Source organism: Martinezella paranaensis (assembly GCF_014200235.1).
Classification (GTDB): domain Bacteria; phylum Pseudomonadota; class Alphaproteobacteria; order Rhizobiales; family Rhizobiaceae; genus Rhizobium; species Rhizobium paranaense.
The window spans coordinates 588,679-600,327 of record NZ_JACHBI010000002.1; the positions used below are offsets into that span (position 1 = coordinate 588,679).

An 11,649-nucleotide genomic window follows, 5' to 3' on the forward strand; every position below is an offset into this window, starting at 1 on the left:
GACGTGTAGAATTTTGAACTCAGGCGATACGCTTCACGCTGTTTGTAGGCATCCGGCAACGTGGGTTGGGGGGACATGATGGCATCGACTATCGCTTCGCAGCTACAATTTTCCGCAGAGCCGTCATTCCGATGACGGACAGTCTGGCATTCCGTCCGCGCGGGCTGACCCGTATTTTCCGCGAGGAATGGTTTCTGGCGATCAGCATTCTGACCTGCCTGGTGATCATCAGCTCCGAAGATGACCTGTTTCGGCAATTGTCGGACCCGGTTTGGCTCGCAATAACTTTCTTCGGGCTTTTTGCCGCCGTGCTTGGTTCCGCGCTTTCGGTTGTCCGCCATGCCGACCACCTCGCGGAACGACTTGGGGAGCCTTACGGCACATTGATCCTGACGCTCGCTATTACTTCGATCGAAGTGATGGCCATTTCCGCCGTCATGATCCACGGCGAGAACAATCCTACCCTTGCCCGCGATACGCTTTTTGCGGTGATCATGATCATCCTCAACGGCATGGTGGGATTATCGCTGCTGTTCGGCGGCTGGCGCCGACCGGAGCAGTCCCACAATCTGCAGGGCGCCAACGCCTATCTCGGCCTTATCGTGCCTCTGGCGACGCTAAGCCTGATCTTGCCAAGTTTTCTATACGGCACCGGAGGCCCGCATCCTTCCACGCCGAGACAGGTGGTGCTCGGAATCATGTCAGTCGGCCTCTACAGCATATTCCTGATGCTTCAGGCGGGCCGTCATCACCATTTTTTTGCCGAGGAGGGCGAAGCACCCGTCAAACGAGCCGTCCGTCCCGGCCGCAAGGCGATATGGTATCATACCGTTATGCTGTTCGCTTATATGGGGCCGGTGGTCTTCCTGGTCGAAGAACTCGCCAAGCCGATCGATTACGTGATTGAAACCTTGCGCGCCCCTGTCGCCTTCGGAGGTGTCGTCATGGCCGTGCTGGTCGCCACACCGGAAGCCATCAGCGCCGTGCGCGCCGCCGCCGCCAACCACTTGCAGCGTTCGATCAATATCTTCCTGGGTTCGGTCCTCTCGACGATCGGGATAACCGTCCCAGCCATGCTCGCCGTCAGTCATCTCTATGCGCATCCCGTGACATTGGGACTTGAAGGCGGCGATCTCGTTATGCTCATCCTGACGCTTGCCGTCAGCATCATCACCTTCTCCAGCGGCCGGACCCATGTCATGCAGGGTGCCGTTCACCTCGTCCTTTTCCTGTCTTACGTGCTGCTCATCTTTCAGCAGTAAGGTTGACATCATCCTGGTCCAGGGCCACCCACATGACCATCGAGCTTCTGATCGCAAGATATGGCCTGCTGGCAATTTTCCTGGGAGCCGCCATCGAAGGGGAGACCATGGTGATCCTGGGCGGTGTGTTTTCGCATCGCCACCTCATGACCTATTGGGACGCTGCCGGGGCCGCCTGCGCCGGTTCCTTTATCGCGGACCAGACGCTCTTCTTCATCGGCCGCTATGCCCGGCACTATCCGCGCGTCCAGAAAATCATCGCGAAACCGGCATTCGCACGCGTCACGCATCTTCTGGAGCGCCATCCCACCGGCTTCATCTTTTCCTTCCGGTTCATCTATGGTTTGAGAGCGATCAGTCCCATCGCCATCGGAATGTCCGGCGTTTCAGCGATAAAATTCGTCATGATCAACGCCGTCGCAGCCTTGGTGTGGGCATCGCTCTTCACTGGAATAGGCTATCTCTTCGGACAGGGCATCGAGCAGACGTTCGGCCATCTGCCGCTTCACCACCACGTCCTGATTGCCGCCGGGATCATTGTCGTCCTGCTTCTTATCATGATGACATTCCGAAAGAGCCGCCGGCCTGCATAATCAGCGTCGGCCTTCACCGGTGAAGCTCATACGAATTGCAGATCAAGGGGCTATTGCAATTTTCAGCAATGCCGCTTCATAGTGTCACATACCTTGATCCATCGGCGCCTTTTGGCCGCCGGCGAGGTGCGCATGAAGACTGGAACTCGCAAGTATGGGGGGTGTCAGGAATGCGTGGAGGATTTTCTCAAGGTCTACAATTTTGCGTCGTGCTTCTCAGCACGATTTCCCTTCAAGCATGCGACGGCAGTAACAATACATATGTTGCCCCGCCGCCGCCGAAGGTGCGCGTAGCGCTTCCATTGCAGCAGACCGTCACCCGATATTTCGAACTGACGGGCAATACCGCGGCAATCAATTCCGTCGATATCGAAGCGCGCGTCCAGGGCTTCGTCGAGTCGATCGACTATCGGGATGGCATGCCGGTGACAAAGGATACCCAGCTCTTCGGCCTTCAGCGCAATACCTACCAAGCCCAGGTCGATCAGGCGCAAGCAACCCTTGCCTCTGCCCAGGCCTCGCAGGTCGGTGCCAATCAGGAATACCAGCGGCAGCTCAATCTCAGCAAGCAGAGCGTCACGACGCAGACGGCCCTCGACAGCGCCAAGGCGACGCTTGATCAGGCAAACGCAACCATCCTCAATGCCCAGGCGAGTCTCGATCTTGCGGTGATCAATCTCGGATATACGAAGGTGCTGGCACCCTTTGATGGCATCGTAACCGCCCATCTCGTCGATGTCGGCGCGCTCGTCGGCGTGTCCGGCCCGACCAAGCTCGCGACCATCGTCCAAACCGACCCGCTCTACGTGAACTTCAACGTCAGCGAGCCGCAGGTGCTGATGATCAAGCAGGCCATGGCAAAAGAAGGTCACACCTTCAGGCAAACCGACCTTCCGACCATTCCCTTTGAAATCGGCCTGCAGAGTGAGACCGGTTATCCCTTCAAGGGTCACCTCGATTATGCCGCGCCGCAGGTCGATTCCTCCACCGGCACTCTGTCCGTGAGAGGCATCGTCGACAACAAGGAACGCGCCCTTCTCCCGGGTCTTTTCGTACGTGTGCGCGTTCCCGTCGGGCACGACGACAAGGCGCTGCTGGTGCGGGACGATGCAATCGGCACCAACCAGCAGGGCAGCTACGTGCTGGTCGTCGGAAAAGATGACGCCGTCGAGCAGAAGCTGGTGAAGACCGGCCAGCGCGAAGGGCCTCTGTGCGTCATCGAATCCGGGCTTGACGCCGGTGATTGGGTGGTGACGGAAGGCATTCAACAGGCCATCCCCGGCAACAAGGTCGCACCGGAGAAAGTCGCACTGGACGCGGTCGCAGCAGCAAGCACGTCGAACAATGGCGCGCTCGCAATCGATGTGCCCAAGCCCGATGCGCAGAAGGCCGACACAACCCAATCTGACGCAACAAAGTCTGATACGGCCAAGTCCGACACGCCATGAACTCGCTTTCGTTCTCACGCCAATATCCGAGGAGGACAGCATGATTTCGCGCTTCTTCATCGAGCGGCCGGTGCTCGCGAACGTTCTGGCGCTTGTCTTCGTCCTCATCGGCGCGGTCGCGCTCTTCCAATTGCCGGTCGCGCAATATCCAAATGTCGTCCCGCCGACGGTACAGGTGACAACGCGTTATCCCGGCGCGAGCGCGAAGACCCTCATCGATACGGTGGCACTGCCGATCGAACAACAGGTCAACGGCGTGCAGAATATGCTGTACATGCAGTCGACGAGCGCCAGCGACGGCACCTATTCCCTGATAGTGACCTTCGCAATCGGCACGAACGCCGACCAGGCGCAGGTCCTCGTGCAGAACCGTGTCGCCATAGCCATGCCTTCGCTGCCGCAAGCCGTTCAGCTACAGGGCGTCACGACACAGAAGAAATCGACGTCCATTCTCGAATTCGTCAGCCTCACCTCGCCGGACAGCCGGTATGACAGCCTTTTCCTGTCCAACTACGCCGTGATCAACCTGCAGAACGAGCTGGCCCGCCTGCCCGGCGTCGGCAATGTCTCGGTGTTTGGCGCCGGCCAATATGCCATGCGCATCTGGATGAACCCGGACCTCCTGCAAGCGCGCGGCCTGACGCCGCAGGACATCATCAACGTCGTGCAACAACAGAGCCAGGAAGTGACGGCCGGTCAGGTGGGCATACCGCCCGTGCCGCCCGGCCAGGATTTCCAATATACGCTCAACGTCAGCGGGCGCCTGAACGACGCCATCGATTATGAGAATATCATCGTCAAGGTCGACCAGCAGAATGGCGGACGCATCACGCGCATTCGCGACATCGGTCGCGTCGAGCTCGGCGCCCAGACTTACAGCCAGTCCTTCATGCAGAACGGGCACCCTGCAGCCGGCATCGGCATTTTCCAATTACCGGAAGCAAACGCCATTGCCGTCGCGAAAAGCGTCGCCGCCAAGATGGCAGAGCTCTCGAAGAGCTTCCCGCCAGGCCTTACCTATCAAGTTCCGTTCGACACGACCAAGTTCGTGACGGCCTCGATCGACGAAGTTTACATAACGCTGGTGGAAGCCGGCATCCTAGTGCTCGTCGTCATCCTCGTCTTTCTTCAGGATTGGCGCGCAATGCTCGTGCCGGCGACAACCGTTCCGGTGACGATCATCGGCGCCTTTGCGGCAATGGCGGCGCTCGGCTTCACCGTCAACCTCTCGACGCTGTTTGCCATTGTTCTTGTCATCGGCATCGTCGTCGACGACGCCATCGTCATCGTGGAGGGTGTCACCCGCCATATCGAGGGAGGAATGCCGGGCAGACTGGCCGCCGAAAAAGCGATGGACGAGCTGTTCGGCCCCGTTATCGGCATCACACTCGTCCTGATGGCGGTGTTCATTCCAGCCGCCTTCCTCCCCGGTCTGACGGGCCAGCTTTACAAGCAATTCGCACTCGTCATTGCCGCGACCGCTTTCATCAGCGCCATCAATGCAATGACGCTCAAGCCGACGCAATGCGCACTCTGGCTGCGCCCGCCTGTGCCGCCCGAGAGGCGCAACTTTTTCTACCGCGGCTTCAACAGGGTCTACGATCGGGCAGAACATGCCTATGCCAGGCTAATCAGCGGCATGGTTCATCATAGCGGCATTGCCGTCCTCGTTGCCTTGGCGCTGATTGGCGTTGCCGTGTGGGGGCTCACGCGCCTGCCGACCGCCTTCCTGCCGGTCGAGGATCAAGGCTACGTGCTGATCAACGCCCAGCTTCCCGACGGCGCCTCGAAGGAGCGCACCGATGCAGTCATGGAACAGGTCGGCAAGATTGCGCAACAGACGCCCGGCGTCGACCAGGTGCTGACCATCAGCGGCATTTCCATTCTCGACAACAGCGCGAGCCTGCCGAATGCCGGCGTCGCCTATGTCATCCTCAAGGATTGGGGTATCCGCGGCAAGGAAAAGGGACAGGACCTGCTGTCGATCTACGAACATCTGAACGGCGCCCTGCAGAATATATTGACGGCAAAGACGCTGGTGGTCGTGCCCCCGCCGATCCAGGGCATCGGCAATGCCAATGGCTTCACCATGCAAGTCGAGATCCGGAACGGCAATTTCGACTTTCCACTGCTGCAGGGTCTGGCCGATACCATCGTCAAGAACGGCAATGCGCAGTCGGCGCTGCAGCGGCTGAGCACATCCTTCCGGGCTGATGTTCCACAGCTCTCCGTTACCGTCGATCGCATCAAGGCGGAGACGCTCGGCGTGACCGTCGGACAAGTCTTCTCAGCGCTTTCGGGTTACGTGGGATCAAGCTACGTGACGCAATTCAACAAATTCGGGCGCACCTTCCAGGTCTATGTGCAGGCATCTCCCGATTTTCGTGTTCGCCCCGACGATATCCGCAACCTGAAGGTCAGGGCCGGCGACGGCACCATGGTGCCGCTCGGCACGGTGATAGATGTCACCAGCATGCAAGGCCCATCCCTCATCAGCCTCTATAACCTCTATCCGACCGCCACGATCGTCGGCGGAGCCGCCAAAGGCTTCAGTTCCGGACAGGCGCTCGATGTCATGGAACAGATCGCCGACCGCACGCTGTCGCCCGGATCTGGCTTCGAATGGACTGCCCTGTCCTATCAGGAAAAGGCTGTCGGCGGTCAGATCTATTTCATCTTCGCCCTTGCCATGCTTCTCGTCTATTTCGTGCTCGCCGGCCAATATGAAAGCTGGATCCTGCCATTGGCGGTGCTGCTGGCGGTGCCGCTCGCCCTGCTTGGGACGGTGGCAGCTTTGAGCGCTGCCGGCGTCGCCAATAACCTCTACACGCAGATCGGCCTCATCCTGCTGATCGCACTTGCCTCGAAAAACGCTATTCTCATCGTCGAATATGCGCGGGAGAAACGCGAACAAGGCATGGAAATTCTGGATGCGGCGGTCGAGGCGGCACGCTTGCGCTTCCGGCCGATCCTGATGACATCCTTCGCTTTTATCCTCGGTGTCGTGCCGCTGGTACTTGCGACAGGCGCCGGCGCATCCGCCCGCAAGTCGATCGGCATATCCGTCTTCAGCGGCATGATCGCCTCGACCTGTCTTGCCGTGCTTTTCGTTCCCTCGTTTTATGTCGTGTTGCAGCGTATCGAAGAACATAGGAAACGCCGAACAGTCACGCAGCCGGTTTCGCAAGCCGCGGACTGAGGGCAGATGCTGTCTGGATGCGGATGTAACTATCCGATCAGCCAGCGCTATGCGCCACGCTCTACGGCACGACCACTCGAACATAGGCGCCGCCGCTCTTGGCATAATAGCCAGATCCGCAACGGTAGTAATAGCCGCCATAATAGGCTCCATAAACGCAGCCCGGCGGCAATACCGCAATGACGGTGGTCGACGGCGTTCCCACGATAACGCGGCGCGTCGTTCTGCGGGCGACACCGGCATAGGAAAGCGGGGTCAAGGGCCGGCCGATGACGGCGCCGGCGGGTGTGGCGAAATCTAACGACAGCGGCATCAATGCGCCCGGCTCGACATTGACATCGGCGAAAAGGAAAGCGCCCGCCAAGCCCGCAGTGAGCAATAATCTTGGAAATCTCATTTGCTTTCTCCCGCATCGGCAGGCGCAGGAAGCTCATCGAGCGACTGGAGTTCGCTGAGATCGACCTTCTTCGCGCTGGTCGGAATATCGATGTTGTAGGAAACGGCAGCCACATCGGAGCCGCTCTTGAAGTCGCTGATCTCCAACGTGTATTGCGGTGCTTGGGCGACGTGCTTGCTGGTGATGACGTAGCGCCGCGGTATCGGTATTTCTCCGGTTTGTATCCAGATCTGCCAGTCGATTTCAGGCGTCCGGAAGGTGAGATATTCACACTCGACACCGTCGACGAAGGCGCTGGAAATATGTTTGGCGACGGTCACATCCGACATCAGCAGACCGTAGACATCCGTTGACAGCAAGTCCGCGCCCGGCGCCTCGACACCGGCACCCACCAGCCGGTCAAGCAGGTCGTCCACCGACCCCTTGGCATCGATCTTGGCATAAGCATCGAGATTCTTGCCATGCACAGTCAGTGTCGAACCATCGAAGCTTACATCCACATCGGCAAACCCGCCGGTCCTCGTGATCCTGAGCTTGTCGGGACGCGTCAGGCTGGCAGTGCCGGAACTGACGAACTGCAGCTTCTCAAAATCCGGCGTCACTGCCTCGAGCGAGGATTGATAATGAAATGACATCGTCCTCTGCGCCGCCAGATAGTCGGACATGGCTTTCAGAAGATCCTTGGCGTCATCCGCCCATGCCGCCGTGGGCAAGGCGCAGCAGAGGCCGAAAGAACTTAAAATCAGCAGTCGTTTGAATTTCTGAAGGTACGAAATCGATGACATGGCAACACCTTTCGTTTGGGTCATCGTTGATCCATCGAATGTGCAGGCTGCCAGTCTCGGCAGGCCCGTATCGCTCAAGTTCCCATGAAATGTCGGTCTGCGATTTCTGAAGACCGTGGACCGCGACGTTGGAGCTACACGCGTTCCTTTGAACGCACAAAAATCCTATCCGCTTGAAGGTGAATTCGCCTGAAGCGGGACACTCGGAGAGAAGCGACACTCTATAACCCGCTGGTCAACACCCTCTGGCATACGGGAGACAGCCGCTGCATATTGTTCCGCAGGCAGGCAATACCCCTGCCCCCGCCGAGCGGCACGGAGCGGCAAAAAGCGCGGAAGTCCGGCCCGCACGTCCGATGCAGGACGATTAATTCTTCGCGCGGTGAGAAAGATGGCATCCCTGCACGCGCACCGGGCATCGCCGCCGCGCCACCCCCTGCCGGCGCCTGTGCAGCACCCGCGGGCGCCGAAGCGCCTCCCAGAGCCGCAACTGCCTGCTGACAAGATGGGGAAAGAGTTGCACTGTGCTGCTGTAGGCAGGCAAGCGCCTGGGAACCGCCCGGCGTCACACCCGAGCACTGCGCCATGAAATCAGACCGGCAGGCCGATTTCACCGCATTGCGCTGCGCCTGTGTCGGCTGGGCCGCTGGCGTACCAGCGGCGGCCGCACTGGATTGCGCCGGCGCCGTTGCCGGCGTTTCGGCGGGCGTAGCAGCACTGGACTTCTTTTTGGTCCCGTCCAAAGCCGATACGGCGCTACGGCAGGCGGGAGAAAGCGTCGCGCTATGCTGTTGCAGGCAGGTCAGCGCTTCCTTGCCGCCCGGCGTCACGCCTGAACATTGTGCTATGAAATCGGAACGGCATGCCGATTTGATAGCACTGCGCTGCGCATCGGTCGGTTGTTGCGCATGAGCGACGCCGGCAGAAAGGCAGAACACCCATAGCAAGGCGCAAAGCATCGTATATGCCGACAGAGCGTATTGCCGTCCACACGGGGCGGCCGCCAGAAAAGACGCAGATTTCCCCATTGTCTCCCCCACAAAAGAAAAACTTTCGCGCTTATCGCAAAACCTGTCAGCCGAAGTAACGAGATCGAAAAAAGGATGAAATGGAAGCTACGTGCGGCCGATATGCAGAGGCATCGCGACTACTCCTGAGTTACCATACCAGAGATATTCGCGAAGAGGTAGTCTAGCAACGTATAGTCCTTTGGCGGTAATCACTCACTCAATGGGAATTTCAAAATCTATAGCATTCTCCCTGCCTGCGCCTGCACCAACAAATTTGATAGGCAATCCATATAGCGCGGCCAGATGTGTCTGCCTCGGGGACTAGCTCAGACGTTACTGTGAACAGCGACCAGCGTGTGGAGATGCAGCGACCGTAAACAAGGGCTCGTCTTTCCATAAGGCGTCCGACAACATTTCCCGTGTGCCGAGATCGAACACTGAACGCATATAGGGTTCGTTGAACGGATCGGTCATATCGTAGGGAAGCTGGCAATCTATCGACGCCACATGGAGGTTGGCTTCAGTCCGACGAGTATAGCCGTACAGGGCCATTAGAGAATCTCGTTCCTGCGCCTTGACCAAGGTGGAATATGCCCTTGCCATCACATTCAAGGTGCTGCCGTTCGTATTCGAAAATTCGGGGATCAGAGCGTTATTGACGATGACATATAGGTTGAATTGATCTCGCTTCTGCCGAGGCGGATGGTTTGCCGACGCAAGGACCGCGTACGGCAATGTAAGAATCTGCGACGAGGAGCCTCCGTCCGAATGGAGCTCCTGGAAGTCGTGACCATTTGCATGCACTTTTATCAAGACGGCCGGATAGACGCCTGGAATGCTTGCCGATGCGATGAGCACATCTTGGAAGAGCTGGAGCGCACCCGGCTGATGGCTGGCCGCAATGGCGCCCATATTCCAGATCACTGCGCGCTGGGAATCCAAATTCGAGGTCAGCACAAATAGCCGCCTGCCCTTCATATGTTCCTTCGCAACCTGCTGCAGGATATCCGCTGTAACGTAGCGTCGTATCATGTTGCGAAGCACCTCTCCTCTGAGAAGGCTTTCGCTGAGCATTTTGTTTGGAAACAATCTCCGGTCGACAAGGCTCTTGGCCACGCCGCTGGTGTACAGGTCTTTCAGCAGGTCGTCATAGGATGAGCCGAGATATGCGAAGGGCGCAATAAGCGCACCTGTGCTGACGCCGCTGACGACATCGAATTCCGGTCGCGATCCCTTTTTCGTCCAGGCCGATAGCACACCAGCGCTGAAAGCCCCCGCAGCGCCACCGCCGGAAATCATCAGATAGTTTCGCTGCGCCGCAGCCGGCTGCAGATCAAACGCATCCTCAAGCGACTTGGTATCCTGATCAAGATAGGACCTGACGTTCGGGAATCCCGGTATCTCGGCAAGGGTCGATTGCACCTGGTCATATTGCGGGCGCGTGGTTGCAACACAGCTCGATAAGAACAGGGACGCCATCATCACCGAAAGGAATATGTTACGACAATTTCCTTTGAGGACGGGCAACTCCGGTTCTCCGAGTTAATTTGCAGGATCGTTCGACAGCCCGGATTGATGGCTGCAGAGGCGGCCCTACCGCAGCGACAGAGCAGTGGTTCAGTCGTTCGTAAAATGACGAGATCAGGCGATCTAACTGTTTTGGCAGTTCAATTTCATGAGACGAAGCGTCTTTGGCGTTCTTGGAAGCGGTTGATTACCGCCACCAGTCTTCCCGCCTTCGCCGTGTCAAATCGCTCTTGTGACTTTTGCCCGCCGCTTTCCTGTCACCCTTCAGGTGATCCATGTAGCCACCCAGGACGCTGTTGATGAAAACATGAGATTTTGCGCGGTTCGAACCCAGCAGCTTAAACCTTGCTTCCTTGTCCTGCTCCATTTGCTGGGCGATCTTCCAGAAGACAAAGCTGTCGTGGCTTTCTTTCATCGCCAGAAAATAGCCGGACGAGTAGATGCGTTCGAAACGGTCCGCGAAGGTCAATATTTCCCGATGGTGCAAATTGTACCCCACCCATCCGCATTCGGGGTAAATCCGACGATTAAGGTAGGCGGCAAGCTGCTCCCCTCTCGGCGCAATTCTGTCGACTAGGCTTCGCGGAACGTCCCTATGGGTGACCGTATCGGCATCCAGCCATATCAACTGATCAACCGTCTTCCGGTATCGCCGGATCGCATCGGTGACGGCGAAGACCTTGTTGGAAAAGCGGACGGCATCCCACCGATAATCACGTTGCAGACTGGACCCGGATAAACAAATTCCGTTGGCTAGCGGATTGTCGGCAAACGCCTGGCGGAATTCGAGCAGCCGCGGGAGAGCTTCACTATGATCCAAGATCTGAAGCCTGCAATCCTTCTCTTCGACATCAACATCCTCAGCATAGACCAAGAGCGTAATGTCCTCGGGCCAATGCTTGAGAAAGGTCTCAATGCATCTTTTCCCATAGTCGCGATAACCCTTTTCGTGAAAGGTCGTCACGACAACATGCCTTAGCTGTTCTCGCCGCCACAGATTTGGGAAAAACATCGGCAATCAGGCTCCGCAATAAATGTTTTTGTCCGTCAGAATTGACTAAAGCGATTGAGCGGTCCCCGCTCTGAATGGAGCCTCGATGTTTAGATGATTGCCGGCAGTCGAGAATGTCTGAATGTTTCCTCGCAATGACATTTGTGAGAAATGTTGTTGCTAGATCTGTGTGTCGGACGATGGTTCGGCTGGATGCGGTAACGCCGGGCTGCGGCGCTGACCGTTACTTGTGCCTGTTCGGAGCGGCGCCATTGGACGCTGGGTGTCTGTGCTGCGGGCGCGTCTTTATGTTGGCGAGGGCCATTTGATATCGTCGCCGCGACGGCATCCTAAAAACGCAGAAAGCCCCGTGTGGGGCTTTGTGTGTGATCTTTGGCGGCTTTGTTGTGTGGAAGGAAGCTGGATTGGTTGCGGGG

Annotated in this window: 9 protein-coding genes; 4 read left to right on the top strand and 5 right to left on the bottom strand. The window is 57.9% G+C overall.

The features are described from left to right. The first annotated feature begins 131 nt into the window (after window positions 1-131). The 4 genes from GGD50_RS08805 to GGD50_RS08820 all read left to right on the top strand — a co-directional run bounded on the left by GGD50_RS08805 (window position 132) and on the right by GGD50_RS08820 (window position 6,502). Window positions 132-1,262, top strand: a complete 1,131-nt coding sequence (locus GGD50_RS08805) for a calcium:cation antiporter (RefSeq protein WP_107109486.1) — start codon at window positions 132-134, stop codon at window positions 1,260-1,262. 32 nt (window positions 1,263-1,294) lie between these two features. Continuing rightward, window positions 1,295-1,855 carry a DedA family protein gene (locus GGD50_RS08810; protein ID WP_107109387.1) on the top strand — a complete coding sequence of 187 codons (561 nt, stop codon included), beginning with the start codon at window positions 1,295-1,297 and terminating at the stop codon, window positions 1,853-1,855. A 170-nt stretch (window positions 1,856-2,025) separates the two neighbouring features. Beyond that, window positions 2,026-3,303: an efflux RND transporter periplasmic adaptor subunit gene (locus tag GGD50_RS08815; RefSeq protein ID WP_107109388.1), complete on the top strand. Its 1,278-nt coding sequence runs from the start codon at window positions 2,026-2,028 to the stop codon at window positions 3,301-3,303. Between the two features lie 40 nt (window positions 3,304-3,343). Continuing rightward, window positions 3,344-6,502: an efflux RND transporter permease subunit gene (locus tag GGD50_RS08820; protein ID WP_107109389.1), complete on the top strand. Its 3,159-nt coding sequence runs from the start codon at window positions 3,344-3,346 to the stop codon at window positions 6,500-6,502. A 61-nt stretch (window positions 6,503-6,563) separates the two neighbouring features. Here the strand turns inward: GGD50_RS08820 and GGD50_RS08825 are convergent, their stop codons facing one another. From GGD50_RS08825 to GGD50_RS08845, 5 genes are all read right to left on the bottom strand, one after another. Further along, the gene (locus GGD50_RS08825) at window positions 6,564-6,899 is read right to left on the bottom strand and encodes a hypothetical protein (RefSeq protein WP_107109390.1); all 336 of its coding nucleotides are present in this window, start codon (window positions 6,897-6,899) and stop codon (window positions 6,564-6,566) included. Further along, complete coding sequence (locus GGD50_RS08830; RefSeq protein WP_107109391.1) at window positions 6,896-7,684, bottom strand: DUF2092 domain-containing protein; 789 nt, start codon at window positions 7,682-7,684, stop codon at window positions 6,896-6,898. The genes GGD50_RS08825 and GGD50_RS08830 overlap by 4 nt, the downstream gene beginning before the upstream one ends. Before the next feature lie 221 nt (window positions 7,685-7,905). Further along, the gene (locus GGD50_RS08835) at window positions 7,906-8,712 is read right to left on the bottom strand and encodes a hypothetical protein (RefSeq protein ID WP_107109392.1); all 807 of its coding nucleotides are present in this window, start codon (window positions 8,710-8,712) and stop codon (window positions 7,906-7,908) included. Between the two features lie 315 nt (window positions 8,713-9,027). After that, window positions 9,028-10,221, bottom strand: coding sequence for a patatin-like phospholipase family protein (locus GGD50_RS08840; RefSeq protein ID WP_245407509.1), 1,194 nt, complete (start codon window positions 10,219-10,221; stop codon window positions 9,028-9,030). A 187-nt stretch (window positions 10,222-10,408) separates the two neighbouring features. Next, the gene (locus tag GGD50_RS08845) at window positions 10,409-11,185 is read right to left on the bottom strand and encodes a hypothetical protein (RefSeq protein WP_245407510.1); all 777 of its coding nucleotides are present in this window, start codon (window positions 11,183-11,185) and stop codon (window positions 10,409-10,411) included. Between the last annotated feature and the right edge of the window lie 464 nt (window positions 11,186-11,649).